This window comes from Exiguobacterium sp. KJ 601, assembly GCF_027161185.1.
Lineage (GTDB): Bacteria > Bacillota > Bacilli > Exiguobacteriales > Exiguobacteriaceae > Exiguobacterium > Exiguobacterium profundum.
Map to the genome: position 1 here is coordinate 967,981 of NZ_JADHZG010000001.1, position 17,528 is coordinate 985,508.

The following is a 17,528-nucleotide window of genomic DNA, read 5'->3' on the forward strand; positions in this document are numbered from 1 at the left end:
ATATTCAGTATATTATTACTGTATAACAACATGGCGGTGTAGCTCAGCTGGCTAGAGCGTACGGTTCATACCCGTGAGGTCGTGGGTTCGACTCCCTCCGCCGCTATTTATAAGGACCCTTAGCTCAGCTGGTTAGAGCAGACGGCTCATAACCGTCCGGTCGTAGGTTCAAGTCCTACAGGGTCCATTCGTAAGCGACGTCACAATGTGAACGTCGCTTTTTTGTTTTCAATCTAAAATTGCTGGGTAAATACTCGTTAGCATTTTGTTTTTTGAAAAATATGAAATGAGGCGGACAAAATGGAACGAAACCACACCATGATGCAATTTTTTGAATGGCATGTCGAGGCAGATCAAAAGCATTGGAAGCGACTAAAAGAGAGAGCAGCCGACTTAAACAAAGCAGGAATCACTGCACTTTGGCTACCACCTGTCACAAAAGGGCAAAGTGATCAAGATACCGGTTATGGAATCTATGACTTATATGATTTGGGTGAGTTCGATCAAAAAGGATCGATTGCCACGAAATACGGTACGAAAAAAGAACTACTTGAAGCGACAGCCTATTGCCAACAAGAACTCGGGATGCAGATTTATATGGATGTCGTCATGAACCATAAAGCCGGGGCGGATGCGACCGAGAAGTTTGAAGTGTTAGAAGTAGATCCCGACGACCGTACGAAAGTCCTTTCAGATGAAGCGTTCGAAATCGAGGGATGGACAAAATTTGATTACGAAGCTCGTGATGGGAAATACTCTTCATTCAAATGGGACTTCACGCACTTTAACGGAACGGATTATGATGCGGCGACTGATCGTTCCGGTATTTTCTTTATTGTTGGAGAAAACAAAAGATGGAATGATAACGTCGACGATGAATTCGGTGTCTATGACTATTTAATGTTTGCGAACATCGATTACCACCATCCCGATGTGCGTGAAGAAGTGTTGAATTGGGGGAAATGGTTCATCGAGGAGACGAAATGTGATGGATTCCGTCTTGACGCCATTAAACACATCAACTATGACTTTGTAAAAGAGTTCAGTCAGACGATGCGGGAAGAGAAAGGTGACCAATTCTATTTTGTCGGCGAGTTTTGGAAATCTGACCTTGATGCCTGTCGTGAATTTCTCGATAATATCGATTACCATGTCGATTTATTCGATGTCCCGCTCCATTACAAATTACATCAAGCCTCGGAGGAAGGGGCCGCGTTTGACATGCGAACCATTTTTGATGATACGCTCGTTCAGTCACACCCGCTTCATTCCGTGACGTTCGTAGATAATCACGATTCACAACCCGAGGAGGCGCTTGAGTCATGGGTGAAAGATTGGTTCAAGCAAATCGCCTATGGTCTTGTCTTACTTCGTAAAGATGGTTATCCATGTGTCTTCTATGGCGATTACTACGGTATAGACGGTCCTCACCCGACTGATGGGATGAAGCTCGCCATTGATACGCTCCTATATGCGCGCCGAGAGAAAGCGTACGGGGAGCAGGATGATTACTTTGATGATGCAAACGTCATCGGGTGGGTACGAAAAGGTGTGGAGGAAATCGAACGTTCCGGATGTGCCGTCCTCATTTCAACTTCTGATGAATCTGAAAAGAGAATGTTTGTCGGGGAAGAACGTGCCGGTGAAACATGGGTCGATTTAACGAATACATTGAATGATCGAATTGAGATTGATGAAGAAGGATTTGGGGTATTTAAAGTGTCGGCGGGGTCGATTTCAGTTTGGGCATTGCCAGAAGAAGATGTCGAATAAAGCATTACAATTGAGTCGACCGTCACATATCTGTTACATTTAAGACGAACGTTGTTCAAAACACTTTTAAGGGGGATTTTAGTAATGGCTAAATTTGAATTACCACAACTTGATTACGCATATGATGCACTCGAACCACACATTGATGCACGCACGATGGAAATCCACCACACGAAACACCACAACACTTACGTCACAAACGTAAACAATGCACTCGAAGGAAAAGATGTGGAGTACTCTTCACTCGAAGACTTGCTTCAAAAAATCGATTCGCTTCCTGCTGACATTCAAACAGCTGTCCGCAACAACGGTGGCGGTCATTGGAACCACTCGTTCTTCTGGAAGCTCTTGAAGAAAAATGAGAACGGCACACCGTCTGGCGATCTCGCTGCTGCAATCGATGAGTCGTTCGGTAGCTTTGATGCGTTCAAAGACGAATTCACGAAAGCTGCAACGACTCGTTTCGGTTCAGGATGGGCTTGGCTCGTCGTGAAGAACGGGAAACTCGAAGTCACGTCTACACCAAACCAAGACTCACCAATCATGGAGGGTGTTACGCCAATCCTCGGTCTTGATGTATGGGAACATGCTTACTACTTGAACTACCAAAATCGTCGTCCTGACTATATCAACGCATTCTTCCATGTCATCGATTGGGATTATGTGGCGAAATTATACGCTGACGCAAAATAAACTGGTCTTACCCGGGGTTCTTATACGAATCTCGGGTTTTTTTGTGGTTTTCATTAATTTGTAAACAAATTATGATATAGTGAAATTCGGACAAAAAGACAGGGATTCCTGTCCTCTATAATATAGAAGGAAATGAACGTGGAGGGAGTAAACGGACTTGGCAAAAAATCGGGTAAAAGTGCCGAAAAAACGGCGAAACCACTTACCGTTACGCTTAAATTTACTATTTTTCATCGTCTTCATTCTATTTGCGACCCTCATTTTTCGATTGGGTGTCGTACAAATCGTGAATGGTGAACTGATTGCTCGGGAAGTACAGAAAACGGAGTCGAGTAAAATCAAATATGAAGTGCCGCGAGGTAAAATCTACGACCGGAACGGTCAAGTGCTGGCGGATACGATTTCAAACTACTCGGTCATGTATCGCCGCTCTCAAGTGACAAAGACGGATGAACGTTTAGACGTCGCGAAAAAATTGGCGGAAATCGTCGACATTCCAAAAGAAGACCGTAAAATGACGGAGCGAGACCGAAAGGATTACTGGATTGCAACGAATCCGGAATTGGCGCAAGAACGGACTCAAGCGTTATTGGAAGAATTATCGGAAGAGGAGCGAGCCGCATTGTCTAACCAAGACGTGGACCGGCTTTTACTTGATTCAATCACCGAAGAAGAGATCACGTTTGATGATGCGACAGAAGAAATCATCGCCATTAAACACAATATGGAGAGTGGCTATGCACTCGACCCACAGGTCATCAAAATCGGTGCAAGCCCGAAAGAGATGGCGGTCATCGAAGAGAACTTAGAGCAGTTGCCTGGAGTGAGTGTCGAACCTTACTATCAACGGGATTATCCGTATGATGAGACGTTCAAGAGTTTCCTAGGAAGTTATCGTCAAATTCCGGCGGAACAACGTGCATCTTATCAGGCGAAGGGTTACGGGTTGAACGATCGGGTTGGTACCTCCTACTTGGAACAACAGTATGAAGACGTCCTTCGGGGAACGCCGGCCTATGATGTGTTCACGACGTATAAAGGGGAGCCGGTCGGTGAACCGACACGAGTGAGTGGGAATCCAGGGAAAGACATCGTCTTATCGACCGACATCGAGTTCCAAAAAGAAATCGATGAGATCTTGAAAAAGGCGATTCGCGCAGGGCGCTCTGGAAGTCCTCATTTCGACCGAGCATTCGCTGTCGTCATGAATCCACAAACGGGTGAATTGCTCGCCTTATCTGGACAAGAACTCGATTTGGAAACGAACGAATTCAAGGATGTATCGACCGGAACGGTGCTTCGTGCCAGCCAAATCGGATCAACCATCAAAGGGGCGACGGTCGCCTATGGATTCGAAGAAGGCGTCGTGAAACCGGGAGAATATATTTATGATGCTCCGATTCGGATTGGTTCGTCAGTGAAAGCTTCCTACCGGAATATGGGGAACATCAACGACTTAGATGCGCTCGCGATGTCATCGAATATCTATATGTTCCAAATTGCTTTGCGTCTGGCTGATTATTACTCGACAGGTCAAATTGTCGGAGAAAATGTCACGCAGGCGTTCGAAACGATGGAACACTACTATAAACAATTCGGTCTCGGAATCGAAACAGGGATCGACTTGCCGTTTGAGTCGACCGGATTCCGTAGCATCCCGGACCGCGTCACGCTTCTGATGGATATGTCGATCGGACAGTATATTTCTTATACTCCGATTCAATTGGCGCAATATACGTCAGCATTGGCGAACGGTGGCTATCGTGTACAACCACACTTGCTGAAAGAAATCATTGAGCCGGGTTCGCTTGATGAGAACAATAAGCAAGTCGTGAGCACGTTCCAACCGAATGCGTTGAATAAAGTCGATATCCAGGATGAATATATCGAGCGGGTCCGTGAAGGGTATCGTCAAGGGGTTGAATCTTCTTCCGGTTCGTCTCGCATTTTACAGGAGACCGGTATGACGGCTGCAGGTAAAACCGGAACTGCCCAAGCGATTGCGGAGGGCGCAGACGGTCAGGCGAAACGAAATGCGAACGGAGAACCGATCAAGACATTGAACTCAAACCATGTCGGTTGGGCACCGTTCGATGACCCGGAAATCGCTTGGGCGATCATCATGCCTGGACTTGAGGCGGAAGGAATCAATACGCGTGTCGCGCACGACATCATGAAAGCTTACTTTAATCTAGAAGACGTCAATGCAATGCTTCAGTAAAAGAAGTCACTTCGGTGACTTCTTTTTTTGTCTTTACAATTCTTTTACGTTCCGTTTATTTCTCGTTAATAGAAGTTCATTAGGATATTAATTGTAGGACAGAACAACAAATCCACAACAAAAATCAAAGCAAACTCAAGGAGGACGTCACAAATGTCTTGGATGAAAAAATCAGCTTTACTCGCTTCAATCACTTCAGTCGCACTCGTAGGTGCTGCTTGTGGGAACAATGAAGAAGGTGGCGCTGCTGAAGGCGGCGATGCGCTCTCAGGAAAAGTCGTCATGGACGGATCATCAACTGTATTCCCAATCATGGAAGCAGTCGCAGAAGAATATTCAGCTGAACAACCAGAAGTTGAAGTGACAGTCGGTGTCTCTGGTACGGGTGGTGGCTTCAAACGTTTCGTGACGGGAGAGACAGACTTCTCGAACGCATCACGTGAAATCAAAGAAGAAGAAGCAGCCGAAGCTGAGAAAAACGGTGTGGAATTCACGCAACTCTCGGTTGCACTTGATGGACTTTCGCTCGTTGTAAACCCAGCGAACGATTGGGCACAAGATATCACGATTGAAGAATTGAATAAGATGTGGACGGACACGAGCGTCAAGACGTGGAAAGACGTTCGATCAGACTGGCCAGATGAGGAGATCTCATTCTTCGCACCAGGTAAAGACTCAGGTACTTACGATTTCTTCGACGAAAAAGTATTGAATGAAACAGATATTCGTCAAGATGCGCAATTGTCTGAGGATGACAACGTCCTCGTCACAGGTGTAGCCGGAACAGAAGGAGCAATCGGATTCTTTGGATTCGCGTATTACCTTGAGAACAAAGACACACTTCGTGCATTAAATGTTGAGGGCGTTGAGCCGACACATGACACAATTAACGATTTATCTTACCCGCTCTCACGTGAAATCTACACGTACGTCAACAACGCTTCGTTGAAAGACAAAGAGCAAGTTGCGGACTTCGCACGCTTCATGAACGAAAACGCTGCCGATCTTTCTGAAGAAGTCGGTTACGTGAAAATGGAACAAGGCCGTTACGACGAAAACATGAAGATGATCGACGAAATCGCTGGAGAATAAGATGATAGGTGGCAGAAGGTGAGACACGGTCTCGCCTTCTCGCCATGCTTTCTAGTATGAAGAGGTAGGGAGCGATACACGAGATGAATGAACCGAACAATAAGCTTTCGATTCGAGAGATGATTCAACAAAATAAACAAAAGAAATATAGTACGACGAACGTGTTTGATAAAATCATGCCGTTCTTATTATTCTTGAGCGCATTCGTATCGGTCGTCACGACCATTGGTATTGCGTTCACATTAGGCTTTGAGCTATTTAAGTTCTTTGAACGAGTCCCTGTCGCAGAATTTTTAGGATCGACAGAATGGTACCCGCTTAGCGCAGATCAGCGCTTCGGGGTATGGGCCCTTGTGATGGGAACACTCCAAATTACTGTGATTGCGATGATTGTAGCCGTTCCGCTCGGTTTGGCGTCTGCGATTTATTTAAGTGAATACGCCTCTGAACGGGCACGACGTGTGTTGAAACCAATTCTAGAAGTGTTGGCCGGTGTGCCGACGATCGTATTCGGTTTCTTCGCCTTGTCATTCATTACACCGATTTTGCAAGCACTCATCCCAGGACTTCAAATTTACAATGCACTAAGCCCGGGGATTGTCGTCGGGATTATGATTATTCCGATGATTGCCTCGATTTCTGAGGATGCAATGAGTGCTGTTCCGAAGAAAATTCGGGACGGTGCGCTCGGTTTAGGTGCGACACGTCTTGAAGTGGCGACGAAAGTTGTCATGCCTGCAGCGACGTCTGGGATCATTGCCTCTATCGTTCTCGGTATGAGCCGTGCGATTGGGGAGACGATGATTGTAACGATTGCTGGTGGTTCACAGCCGAACTTCGAGTTCAATCCGCTCAATGCGATTCAGACGATGACAGCATATATCGTTCAAATCGCAAAAGGTGATGCAGGTTACGGCACAATCGAATATTACAGTATCTATGCGGTCGGTGCGTTGTTGTTCGTCTTTACTCTATTGATGAACTTGCTCGCAAACTGGGTGACGCGCCGCTTCAGAGAGGAGTACTAATATGGCTTTACCGAACAGTGAGTTCAAGAATACGAAGAACTTGATGAATCGTGAGACCGTGTCTCAACGAATTAAACGACGTTTACAATTGAATGAAATATTTAAGTACATCTTTTTGGCGGGACTCGTCTTTGCACTCGTCGTCTTATCGACGTTGATTTATGACATCGTGTCAAAAGGTGTAGGATGGGTCGACCTCGATTTCTTACGCAACTTCCCGTCGCGCCGTCCTGAACAGGCTGGATTATATCCTGCGTTGATTGGGTCGTTATGGCTCATGCTATTGATCGTACCGATGGTGTTTGTCATCGGTGTTGGAGCGGCAATTTACTTGGAAGAATACGCTCCGAAAAATCGCATGACTTCGTTTATTGAAGTCAACATTTCGAACTTGGCAGGCGTTCCGTCAATCGTATTCGGATTGCTTGGATTGACGATTTTCGTTCGAGTCATGGAATTAGGGAACTCGATTATGGCCGGTGCCTTGACGCTCGGTCTCATGAGTTTGCCGATTGTCATCGTGGCCTCACAGGAAGCGCTACGAGCAGTCAAAATGGAATTACGACACGCTTCGCTAGCGCTCGGGGCATCGAAGTGGCAGACGACATTTAACGTCGTGTTACCTTCGGCGTTGCCAGGGATCATTACGGGAATTATCCTAGCGGTTTCTCGTGCGATTGGTGAAACGGCTCCACTCATCATGGTCGGAGCGGCAACATTCATTTCAACGACACCGAGTAACATTTTCTCTGACTTCACGGCCCTCCCGATCCAGATTTATAACTGGACGAGTCGACCACAAGCAGAGTTCCAAAACTTAGCAGCAGCAGGGATTATCGTACTCATGACGATGCTCATCGCGATGAACTCGGTTGCAATCTATATTCGAAACAAATATACAAATCGACACTAAGTCTTTTTTGCAGATGAATGAGGAGGAAGCTCGAGATGATGAAACAACAAGAGCTCAACAAAGGAGATCAAAACGTGAATACAACTACGACAGAACCGACAACGACTGAGATGAAAAAAGATAGCGCCTATGTCGTCAACAATTTGAACTTGTGGTATGGAGAAGACCAGGCTTTGATTGACGTCAACCTCGATATTAAAAAGAATGAAGTCACGGCAATCATTGGACCATCTGGGTGCGGGAAATCGACGTTCATTAAGACTCTAAACCGTATGGTCGAACTCGTTCCATCGGTTCGGACGAACGGTGAAATCTTGTATCATGGTCGTAACATCTTCGACCGTGGATATAAAGTAGAAGACTTGCGTACGTCGGTCGGGATGGTATTTCAACAACCGAACCCGTTCCCAAAATCGGTCTATGACAACGTGGCATACGGACCGCGGACGCACGGAATCAAAAATAAGAAAGTACTCGATGAAATTGTCGAGCGTTCATTACGTGGTGCGGCAATCTGGGATGAAGTAAAAGATCGATTGAATGAGAATGCGTACGGACTTTCAGGTGGACAACAACAACGTCTCTGTATCGCGCGTACGTTAGCGATTGAACCGGATGTCATCTTAATGGACGAGCCGACGTCTGCCCTTGATCCGATCTCTACATTGAAAGTGGAAGAATTGGTACAAGAGTTGAAAGAACAATATTCAATCATCATCGTGACACATAACATGCAACAAGCTGCCCGTGTTTCGGATAAAACGGCATTCTTCTTAAATGGAGAAGTTGTCGAGTTCGATGTAACAGATAAGATTTTCTCGAATCCATCTGACAAACGGACGGAAGACTATATTTCTGGCCGTTTCGGTTAAGGAGGAGACTGGATTGATGGCACAAAACCGCACATTTTTTGATACGAAGTTGACTGAATTAGAAGATAAAGTTGTACGATTGGCAAACTTGACGATGCGCCAAACGGCGACGGCAATCGAAGTGTTGGAAAAACATGATCTCGAATTGGCTAAAACCGTGATTGATAACGATAACGAGTTAGACGAGTTGGAGTTGACAATCAATGACGAAGCGATTCTATTGATTGCAAAACAGCAACCAGTCGCGACTGACTTACGACGTCTGATTGTGACGATGAAATCAGCGACAGATCTTGAACGCATTGCGGACTATGCGACAAACATCGCAAAAGCAGTGACACGAATCGAGCACGTTCCTTATGTACTTGACATCCAACCGCTCAAGAAGATGGCCGAGCAGTTGATTGACATGCTTGAACTGGCGACACGTGCCTATCGTAAAGGTGAAGTGAGCCGTGTTCGTGAACTCAATGAGATGGACCGCGTGATTGATGACATCAATCTAACGGTGATTAAACAATATATCGGTTCTCTTCCGGCCATGACGGTTGGGACGAACGATGTATACGAATTCTCGAACATTGCTCGATACCTCGAACGGATGGGCGATCATGTGACGAACTTCGGAGAACATTTAATTTTCCTCGAAAAAGGGAAACATTATGATTTGAATCAATAAGATTAGTGGTAAAGAACAACAGTGCTGTTGTTCTTTATTTTTTTGGGCAGGAATACAAACTCAAGGAGCGAATAATAGTCTACATGGATTTTACATGAAGGGAGCCATATAGAGATGGAAGAGAAAATCGTATCCTTGAAACAACAAGGTCTTACGTTAAAACAGATTGCGGCAGAATTAGACGTCCCGATTGGCAAAGTCCAATACGCATGGCGTAAATGGAGAAATCAGCAACAGGAAGTGGAGGCGGTTGCCCCTGTGAAAAAAAAGCGTGAAACGAAGAAAGCAAAGACGTCGGTGACGACCTCACGCAAACAAGTGGCATCAGCGAAAGAGACGGCCAACGTGTCGACTTCTCCACTTCTTGAAAAGGGTCCGGAAGGATACTGGAAGCTACCCGATCGGTACAACGTGGACTTTATGCATGCGGTCGTACAGTCTCCAAACGCAGTGTATGTATGCTGGGAAGTATCTGATCTCGTGAAAGAAACGTTAGTGCTTCAATTTATGCGACGCTGGGAAGAATTGCCGAAGGCGTTTCGCATCCTTGATGTTACGTTACTTGATTACAATAGCGGTCACGCAAACCGCTCCTATACATTCGATCTTCCTGAAATGACGAACAGCTGGTTCGTTCGCCCTCTCGACCCGAATACGACATATGTGTTTGAATTTGGGATTCGGACGATGGAAGGGGAGTTTCTCCCAATCGTCGCATCAAATCCGCTTGATACGCCGCGGGCAGAACCAGTTGGAGTCGGACGATTCGCAGAACCGGTCCGACGTTGGCAATACGGGGAAGTTGATTCTCCAGAACTACTTGATACGTTACCAAAATATGCAGCATACCGACTCGTGCGTTAAGGAGGACTTTTTATTATGAAACCTGGGTACTTTTCACTCGTCCTTCATGCTCATTTACCGTACGTTAGGCATGAAGAGAAACACCGTTTAGAAGAAAGATGGGTTTACGAGGCCATCTCTGAGACATATCTTCCGATTCTATGGCAAGTCGATCGCTTGAAGCGTCCCTTGCATTGGACGGTTAGTATTTCCCCACCTGTCGTTGAAATGCTTGCCGATCCTCTCATTCAGGATCGCTATGTGGAGCACTTAGACGATATGCTCGAATTGATTGCCCTCGAATTGTCTGAGGACCGAACAGACGAAGAAACAGCGACGTTACATTTTTATCGTCAACGATACCACGATTTAAAAAATACGTTCCTTCATTGGAATAAAAATTTGAATGAGGCGTTCCGTACATATCGTGAGGCAGGTTATATTGACATGGTGACATGTACGGCAACCCATGGCTTTAATCCACATCTCTTCACGGAACAGGCGGCGCGCGCTGAGATTCGCACAGGTTTGAACTGTTTCGAACGTCATTATGGGTTCCGTCCAACAGGCATCTGGTTACCAGAGTGTGCTTATACACCAGGAGTTGATCGGATTCTTTATGAAGAAGGAATTCGCTACACATTTGTCGATGAACATGCTCTTCTCGACGCAGATCCGACGCCAGAGAAAGGAATTGGAGCCCCTGTTTATTCACCACATGGCGTCGCGTTGTTCCCTCGGGATCAAATCATCTCAGGTAAAATTTGGAGTTCAATGATCGGATATCCAGGCCATCCGGATTATCGTGAGTTTTACCGCGATTTGGCATACGATCGGGACTGGGACTATATCCAGTCCTTCATGCATCCGGAAGGAATTCGTTTTGATACGGGTTTAAAAATGCACCGGATTACGGGTGATACGGATCAAAAGGATTTCTACGTGCGCGAATGGGCGGAACATCAAATTGAAAACCATGCGACCGATTTTGCCAAAACGTTAGAATCACATCTTGAAGCGCACGGTGCTCAGACATTCCCACCATTTTTAGTCACGGCTCCGTTCGATGCGGAGTTGTTCGGTCACTGGTGGTTTGAGGGGCCAGAGTTTCTTGGGAAAGTAGCAGAGAGACTTGCTGAATTTGGAATTGAAACCATCACGCCAGCGCTCTTCCTTGAACGTCACTTTAAAGATTTACAGACGGTCCACGTGTCGATGAATACATGGGGACGTAAAGGTTATGGTGAAGTTTGGATTAACGAAAGAAATGAGTGGATGCTTCGTCATTTGCACATGATGGAGATGCAACTCGTAAAAGATGTGGCGGACTATCGTAATCAATCGGAAGCGACGAATCGCGCCTTGAAACAATTAATCCGTCATTACGTATTGGCTGTGTCGAGTGACTGGGCGTTCATCTTGGATGGGCAAACGACGGCGCAATATGCCGCCGAACGGTTCCGTGAACACACACGACTCTTTGCAGAACTTGAAACGGCACTCTATCAGGATGGAGTATCGGAGCAGTTGCTACATGATCATTATGCTGCATATCCATTCCTTCAAGACGAAGACATCGATATTGATTCGTTCTTATCTCCTCACGATTACTATGTGACAATCGAGCGCGAAGATGAAAAATCAGCTATTTTAGTACTCACGCCTGAATATCACGGTCATATCGTAGGGGGACTCGGAAGACGGGTCGTCGATGAAATCGAGGCGAGAGCGGACGATGGCGAAGTTGTCTATGTATTAACGCCATATCATGACGAGTTGCCTGAGTATGAACGTCAAGGAAACATACATGTGTATCGTGTTCGCCCAACTAGCCCATTTTTAGAGCATGTTATGAACCAGGTGGCTACACAAAATATCGCCTATGTAAAACTAGTACATGAACTTTCGAAACGTGTTTCCTTCAAAGTGATTCATCACTTCGATTGGATGACAATTCCTGCTGCAAGAGAACTTGCGCAATCCCTTGCGATTCCGTTATACTCAACTATGTTGTCCTTTGAAGCGACTCGCAATCCGCATGGTCACGGTGGTTTGTTCGATGCAATCCATCGAATCGAAAACAGTGTGTTTTCTGCATCAGAACGCGTTTATGTCGGTGAAGAGATCTCGATTCACGACCTGAAACAATGGTATAACGTGAGTGAGAACGTCAACACATGCCTACCTCTTGAGACTTCTCCGTATGGACAGGAATCAATGAAAAAGAACGTGAAATAACCTTGCTTTTTCACAAGAAACTTGGTAGGATAATTGAGTATGCTTAGACTGTAAAGCAAAAGCACTTGATACAACATCATTAAGATGGGAGTGAAAGAAATGCGCGTTAAAATTACATTAGCTTGCACAGAAACAGGCGATCGCACGTACATCACGAAGAAAAACAAACGTAACAACCCTGAGCGCCTCGAGTTGCGCAAATACAACCCACGTCTCCGTCGTCACACGCTTTACCGCGAAGTGAAGTAATGAGGGACCGGCCGTCACATATGTGGCGGCTTTTTTTGTAAGGAGGAATACGTTGTGGAAGAGAAAACAGCGCTGCGGCGCACGATTCATCAATACATCAAACAAATGGCGGATCGACATCATGCGGACGAAGTCATTCACCAATCATTATTTGCCTCGGACTTATGGATTGAAAGTCAAACAATCGCGCTAACGTTGTCACTCCCTCTAGAAATTGATACGTCCCCGATTATTCATATGGCCTTTAAAGAAGGAAAAACGGTCTGCGTCCCGAAAGTAACGGAGCGGGGACTTACGTTTCACATCATTCATTCATTTGATGATTTGGAAGAGGGAGTCATGAATATTTTAGAGCCGACCACTCCAGCGACTACGCAAGTGATCGACCTTTGTCTTGTTCCGGGGCGCGTTTTCGATCGAACCGGTTATCGCATCGGTTGGGGTGGGGGCTATTATGATCGCTATTTAAAAACCTATAAAGGTAGAACACTTGCTTTGGCATATACCGTTCAGATTGTCGATCAAGTACCAACTGAGCCGCACGACCTACCCGTTCAATGGATCGTGACAGAGAAGGAGATGATTCAGTGTTCGCCATATTCGCTGTAACTTGTTTCGTCGCCTATCTCGGTTATCGGTTACGCTCGTTGACTCGTTCTGGGGCACTGTTGACGATAGTGACCGGTTCGGTGATTGGATTCTCCTTCGGATGGTTCGGTCTATACTTGCTTGGGGTGTTTTTTTCGACTTCTTCTCTCGCTTCGAAATATCGCTCTCGCGATAAAGAAGGAGTAGATGAGATTGTCGAGAAGACGGGGGCTCGTGATGCCATGCAAGTGTTGGCTAACGGTGGGGTCGGGATTTTATGTGCACTCGGTTATCAGTTTACAAATGATCCGGTCTACCTCTATATGTATGTCGTGTCCATCGCGGCAGCGACGAGCGATACGTGGGGATCTGAATTTGGTGTCCTCTCGAAGCGGAAACCTCGGTTCATGTTTACCTTTAAGCGAGTCGAACCGGGAATGAGTGGGGCCGTCTCGACATTCGGTACCGTCATGTCGATGTTTGGTGCATTGTTGATTGTCATATCCTCTCTTGTTTTCATTGACTTAAGCATCACGCTTCTTCTTTTATTATGGGTGATTGGATTAACTGGTAGTATGATTGATACGCTACTTGGTGCGACCGTCCAACGAACGTTTCGTTGTGCTGTTTGTGGAAAGTTGACCGAGCAAAAAATACATCACGACGTGCCGACGAGTTACGTGTCGGGATGGCGTTTTCTCGGAAATGATGCGGTTAATTTTCTTTCGGTTTGTGGGGCAACGATGATTTGTTTTTTTGTGTTTGGATGAGGGTAGTACAGAAAATGAAGGTGTTCCAAACGAATGTGAATATTGTCACAATATCGCCAAAGTGAAAACGGTTTCCGCTGTAGTTAGAGTTTGTGAATGATGTTACAATCTATTTGTAACAGAGATAACAAAAACATGAAACAGATTGTTTGAAGGGTGGAGAATCATTATGGAAACATTAAATCATGCTAAAGTAACACGAGTCGCACTTGTAGGGGCAGGGGCAGTAGGTGCGAGTTTTGCTTACCAGTTGACGACAGCTAGTCTATGTGAAGAACTTGTCATCATCGATATTAATAAAGCCAAGGCAGAAGGAGAAGCGATGGACTTGAACCATGGGGTTTCATTCGCTTCATCACCAATGCGCGTCTGGGCAGGGGACTATTCGGATTGTGGCGTCGCTGACATCGTAGTCATCACGGCTGGCGCACCGCAGCGTCCAGGTGAAACACGTCTTGATCTCGTTGAAAAAAATGCGAAGATCATGAAATCTATGATTTCAGAGATCATGGACTCTGGTTTTGACGGAATTATCATTATTGCTTCAAACCCGGTCGACATCATGACACATCTCGCATGGAAATATTCTGGTCTTCCGAAACATCGTGTCTTTGGTTCAGGAACAGTGCTTGATACGTCTCGCTTGCGTTACATGCTCGGAGACTATTTCAACGTCGACCCGCGTAACTGTCACGCCTACATTATGGGTGAGCATGGTGATACTGAGTTTGCTGCCTGGAGCAACGCTCGTATATATGGAAAATCGGTCGAGCAACTACTTGAAGAGCATGATGAGTATAGTTGGGAAGACCTTGAAGACATTTATGTCAACGTTCGTGACGCAGCATATCATATCATTGAACGTAAAGGTGCGACGTACTATGCGATTGGACTCGGTCTCCTTCGGTTGGTCAAGGCTGTCCTTCGTAACGAGAATACGTTGTTGACAGTCGGTGCCCATCTTGATGGTGAGTATGGATTGCACGATATCCATATCGGTGTACCAGCGATTATCAACCGTCAAGGCGTTCGTGAAGTCGTTGAGATTGAGTTGTCACAAGAAGAGCATGAGAAAATGCAACATTCTGCGAACGTACTCATGAAAACGATGGAACCTGTCTTGTAATCTCCATCCTTTTGAAACCCGTAGCCATATGGTTACGGGTTTTTGTACATATAGAACGAATCATCGTTTGGTCGTCTGTCGTCTCGTGATTTACAATAGAATTGAGAGAGAGGAGGGGTTTCGTTGGCGACAACTTGTTTTTGGGAAGATATATATCGAAAGGTCGAAAACGGTGGGCGAATTGAAGGCATACTCGAACCCTCCCGTGCGGTCATCTTGTTCGATACAAAAGCAGGTGATCGGTATGATTTGTTCATTCAGACTGAAAAAGCATGGGCGAATCATGTTGGGACGGATATAGACGCGATTTTGAACGCATTTCGCTTATCTCGTATCGGGCGGAAGCGATTGACCATTCATGTCTATGGCGAGCGCCTTGTGGATGAAGAGCGTGTGGACTCGTTGACGTTCCAAATCCCTGCGAAAGTGACATTGTCTCGTTCGATTTGCACACCGACTATGGAAGAGGACCGGTTCCGAATGCTAGCGGTCTCCCTCGACCGAAAAAAGAAAGCAGAGCTGAAGAAACGATTTTCCTTTGGGAAACCACAAGTGGTATATGGGCTACTGTTCATCACTTTTTTAGTCATGTGGTTAGCGGAATCGGTCGGTTCGACTCTTGATCCAAACACGTTAATCGCATTCGGGGCCAAAGTGAACCCGTTGATTGAACAAGGGGAATGGTGGCGTTTGATTACACCGATGTTCCTGCATATTGGTTGGTTCCACTTTGCGATTAATATGTTTGCACTCTGGTCGCTCGGTCCGCTCGTTGAACGGATGTATGGCTCCATACGATTTTTAATCATCTATCTGCTAAGTGGAATATTAGCGACATCCACATCGTTTGCATTCAGCGAATCGATATCAGCAGGCGCTTCAGGAGCGCTATTTGGTTTGGTCGGTGCGCTCTTATATTTTGGGTTACGTGATCGTTCTCTCTTCATGAAGACGCTCGGACCTCCGCTCTTTATTATGTTAGGATTAAATGTAGGACTTGCCTTTGTATTAGGTGCAGGTCTTGATCATTTCGCACATGCGGGTGGTCTGATTGGTGGTTTTGTCGTTTCTGGAGTCGTCGGGCTGCCGGATGAGAAGAACCGCGTACAACGAATCTTATTTTCCGTACTCACCATCTCGCTGTTTGGACTATTCGTTGGGTACGGATTTTGGTAAGGGGAGAATTCAATGATTGAAACATTAAAAACACTCGTTAACATCCCGAGTCCTTCCGGTATGACGGAAGAGGCCATCCGTTTCGCTGAGCAAGAATTGAATGCACTGGGTGTCAAGACGTCACGTCTACATAAAGGGGCACTACTGGCAACGTTTTCAGGTCGCTCTGGCAAGGCACGTCTGTTGACGGCACACGTGGACACTCTTGGTGCGATGGTCAAAGACATCTTACCGAGTGGGCGTCTCCGTTTGACTCAAGTAGGAGGATATGCATGGACGGCGATTGAAGGAGAGAACTGCCTCGTCCACCGAGAAGAAGGAGAGGCGATTGAAGGCACAATCTTGATTCATCAGTCGAGTGTTCACGTCTATAAAGACACGAACTCAGCGGAGCGATCTGCATCAAACATCGAAGTCCGATTGGATGCAAAAGTACATTCTCGTGAAGACGTGACAGAACTAGGGATTGAAATCGGAGACTTTGTTTCATTCGATCCTCGCTTTCGAGTGACATCTTCAGGATACGTGAAATCACGTCACTTGGATGATAAGGCTTCTGTCGCCATTCTATTGGACCTTGCGAAAGACTTGGTCCGTTATGACTTACCGCATACCGTTCATTTCTTGATTTCGAATTATGAAGAGGTCGGATTTGGAGGAAACGCGGGTATCCCGGAAGACGTCGTAGAATACATTGCCGTTGATATGGGCGCGCTTGGGGATGGACAGCATTCGGATGAGTATACAGTCTCGATTTGTGCCAAGGATTCGTCCGGACCGTATGATATCGGATTACGACGGAAGTTCACGTCGTTGTGTAAAACTCATGAGATCGCATATAAGGTAGATATTTACCCGTATTATGGTTCAGATGCTTCGGCAGCGATTCGAGCAGGGTATGATGTGCGACATGCTTTGGTTGGGCCAGGAATCGAATCGAGCCATAGTTATGAGCGAACGCATGTGTCATCAATGGAAGCAACACGAGAATTGTTAAATCGTTATGTACAATCGACGATGGAGGAAGAAGCATGAAAAACTTTTATGATGTCCAACAGTTTTTAAAATCGTTCGGTACCATTATTTATATCGGAGAACGGGATGCTGAAATCTCACTCATGATGATGGAACTCGACGAATTGTATGAAGGGGGCATCATCGAACAACGTGTGTATGATACGGCCAAAATCATTTTGACCCACGAATTAAAAAATTCAACAGATTGACAGAAATCCCCTTAGTGCAAAGGGTTGCACTAAGGGGATAA

The 17,528-nt window shown here is 45.9% G+C and carries 17 protein-coding genes and 2 tRNA genes; all 19 read left to right on the forward strand.

Going from position 1 to position 17,528, the window contains the following annotated elements; genetic code table 11:
- Nucleotides 1-32 precede the first annotated feature (32 nt).
- The 19 genes from IRJ25_RS04895 (at nt 33) to IRJ25_RS04985 (ending at nt 17,487) form a co-directional block, all read left to right on the forward strand.
- A tRNA-Met gene (locus IRJ25_RS04895) sits at nt 33-106 on the forward strand.
- Between the two features lie 7 nt (nt 107-113).
- Nucleotides 114-187, forward strand: a tRNA-Ile gene (locus tag IRJ25_RS04900).
- 113 nt (nt 188-300) lie between these two features.
- Entirely contained in the window at nt 301-1,773 is a 1,473-nt protein-coding gene (locus IRJ25_RS04905) for an alpha-amylase (protein ID WP_196430863.1), read from the forward strand.
- Nucleotides 1,774-1,857: 84 nt separating this feature from the next.
- Nucleotides 1,858-2,466, forward strand: coding sequence for a superoxide dismutase (locus IRJ25_RS04910; protein ID WP_074033338.1), 609 nt, complete (start codon nt 1,858-1,860; stop codon nt 2,464-2,466).
- 157 nt (nt 2,467-2,623) lie between these two features.
- Nucleotides 2,624-4,687, forward strand: a complete 2,064-nt coding sequence (locus tag IRJ25_RS04915) for a peptidoglycan D,D-transpeptidase FtsI family protein (RefSeq protein WP_269317853.1) — start codon at nt 2,624-2,626, stop codon at nt 4,685-4,687.
- A 153-nt stretch (nt 4,688-4,840) separates the two neighbouring features.
- Nucleotides 4,841-5,779 carry a PstS family phosphate ABC transporter substrate-binding protein gene (locus tag IRJ25_RS04920; RefSeq protein ID WP_269317854.1) on the forward strand — a complete coding sequence of 313 codons (939 nt, stop codon included), beginning with the start codon at nt 4,841-4,843 and terminating at the stop codon, nt 5,777-5,779.
- An 83-nt stretch (nt 5,780-5,862) separates the two neighbouring features.
- Nucleotides 5,863-6,807, forward strand: coding sequence for a phosphate ABC transporter permease subunit PstC (pstC, locus tag IRJ25_RS04925; RefSeq protein WP_031423281.1), 945 nt, complete (start codon nt 5,863-5,865; stop codon nt 6,805-6,807).
- 1 nt (nt 6,808) lies between these two features.
- Entirely contained in the window at nt 6,809-7,720 is a 912-nt protein-coding gene (gene pstA / locus IRJ25_RS04930; protein WP_269317855.1) for a phosphate ABC transporter permease PstA, read from the forward strand.
- Nucleotides 7,721-7,830: 110 nt separating this feature from the next.
- Nucleotides 7,831-8,592: a phosphate ABC transporter ATP-binding protein PstB gene (gene pstB / locus IRJ25_RS04935; protein WP_224862754.1), complete on the forward strand. Its 762-nt coding sequence runs from the start codon at nt 7,831-7,833 to the stop codon at nt 8,590-8,592.
- A gap of 16 nt (nt 8,593-8,608) precedes the next feature.
- On the forward strand, nt 8,609-9,271 hold the full coding sequence (gene phoU, locus IRJ25_RS04940) for a phosphate signaling complex protein PhoU (protein ID WP_012726611.1): 663 nt from the start codon (nt 8,609-8,611) through the stop codon (nt 9,269-9,271).
- Between the two features lie 114 nt (nt 9,272-9,385).
- A complete protein-coding gene (locus tag IRJ25_RS04945; protein ID WP_214684022.1) occupies nt 9,386-10,135 on the forward strand; it encodes a DUF4912 domain-containing protein in 750 nt (249 codons plus the stop codon).
- Between the two features lie 15 nt (nt 10,136-10,150).
- A complete protein-coding gene (locus IRJ25_RS04950) occupies nt 10,151-12,352 on the forward strand; it encodes a 1,4-alpha-glucan branching protein domain-containing protein (protein ID WP_269317856.1) in 2,202 nt (733 codons plus the stop codon).
- Nucleotides 12,353-12,436: 84 nt separating this feature from the next.
- Nucleotides 12,437-12,601 carry a 50S ribosomal protein L33 gene (gene rpmG, locus IRJ25_RS04955; RefSeq protein WP_255313299.1) on the forward strand — a complete coding sequence of 55 codons (165 nt, stop codon included), beginning with the start codon at nt 12,437-12,439 and terminating at the stop codon, nt 12,599-12,601.
- A gap of 54 nt (nt 12,602-12,655) precedes the next feature.
- The gene (locus IRJ25_RS04960; RefSeq protein ID WP_159562476.1) at nt 12,656-13,210 is read left to right on the forward strand and encodes a 5-formyltetrahydrofolate cyclo-ligase; all 555 of its coding nucleotides are present in this window, start codon (nt 12,656-12,658) and stop codon (nt 13,208-13,210) included.
- Nucleotides 13,189-13,959 carry a DUF92 domain-containing protein gene (locus IRJ25_RS04965; protein WP_269317857.1) on the forward strand — a complete coding sequence of 257 codons (771 nt, stop codon included), beginning with the start codon at nt 13,189-13,191 and terminating at the stop codon, nt 13,957-13,959. Before IRJ25_RS04960 ends, IRJ25_RS04965 begins: the two co-directional genes overlap by 22 nt.
- 169 nt (nt 13,960-14,128) lie before the next feature.
- Nucleotides 14,129-15,085 (forward strand): L-lactate dehydrogenase, encoded by a 957-nt coding sequence (locus tag IRJ25_RS04970; RefSeq protein WP_214816389.1) that lies wholly within the window; start codon nt 14,129-14,131, stop codon nt 15,083-15,085.
- 123 nt (nt 15,086-15,208) lie between these two features.
- The gene (locus IRJ25_RS04975; RefSeq protein WP_214781467.1) at nt 15,209-16,261 is read left to right on the forward strand and encodes a rhomboid family intramembrane serine protease; all 1,053 of its coding nucleotides are present in this window, start codon (nt 15,209-15,211) and stop codon (nt 16,259-16,261) included.
- A gap of 12 nt (nt 16,262-16,273) precedes the next feature.
- Complete coding sequence (locus tag IRJ25_RS04980; protein ID WP_074036670.1) at nt 16,274-17,296, forward strand: M42 family metallopeptidase; 1,023 nt, start codon at nt 16,274-16,276, stop codon at nt 17,294-17,296.
- Nucleotides 17,293-17,487, forward strand: a complete 195-nt coding sequence (locus IRJ25_RS04985; RefSeq protein WP_012726602.1) for a YqgQ family protein — start codon at nt 17,293-17,295, stop codon at nt 17,485-17,487. Before IRJ25_RS04980 ends, IRJ25_RS04985 begins: the two co-directional genes overlap by 4 nt.
- The last annotated feature ends 41 nt before the right edge of the window (nt 17,488-17,528 follow it).

Coding starts and splice junctions, on each gene's coding strand:
- IRJ25_RS04905 (WP_196430863.1), top strand. CDS start 301: ATGGAACGAAACCACACCATGATGCAATTTTTTGAATGGCATGTCGAG.
- IRJ25_RS04910 (WP_074033338.1), top strand. CDS start 1,858: ATGGCTAAATTTGAATTACCACAACTTGATTACGCATATGATGCACTC.
- IRJ25_RS04920 (WP_269317854.1), top strand. CDS start 4,841: ATGTCTTGGATGAAAAAATCAGCTTTACTCGCTTCAATCACTTCAGTC.
- pstC (WP_031423281.1), top strand. CDS start 5,863: ATGAATGAACCGAACAATAAGCTTTCGATTCGAGAGATGATTCAACAA.
- pstA (WP_269317855.1), top strand. CDS start 6,809: ATGGCTTTACCGAACAGTGAGTTCAAGAATACGAAGAACTTGATGAAT.
- pstB (WP_224862754.1), top strand. CDS start 7,831: ATGAAAAAAGATAGCGCCTATGTCGTCAACAATTTGAACTTGTGGTAT.
- phoU (WP_012726611.1), top strand. CDS start 8,609: ATGGCACAAAACCGCACATTTTTTGATACGAAGTTGACTGAATTAGAA.
- IRJ25_RS04945 (WP_214684022.1), top strand. CDS start 9,386: ATGGAAGAGAAAATCGTATCCTTGAAACAACAAGGTCTTACGTTAAAA.
- IRJ25_RS04950 (WP_269317856.1), top strand. CDS start 10,151: ATGAAACCTGGGTACTTTTCACTCGTCCTTCATGCTCATTTACCGTAC.
- rpmG (WP_255313299.1), top strand. CDS start 12,437: ATGGGAGTGAAAGAAATGCGCGTTAAAATTACATTAGCTTGCACAGAA.
- IRJ25_RS04970 (WP_214816389.1), top strand. CDS start 14,129: ATGGAAACATTAAATCATGCTAAAGTAACACGAGTCGCACTTGTAGGG.
- IRJ25_RS04980 (WP_074036670.1), top strand. CDS start 16,274: ATGATTGAAACATTAAAAACACTCGTTAACATCCCGAGTCCTTCCGGT.
- IRJ25_RS04985 (WP_012726602.1), top strand. CDS start 17,293: ATGAAAAACTTTTATGATGTCCAACAGTTTTTAAAATCGTTCGGTACC.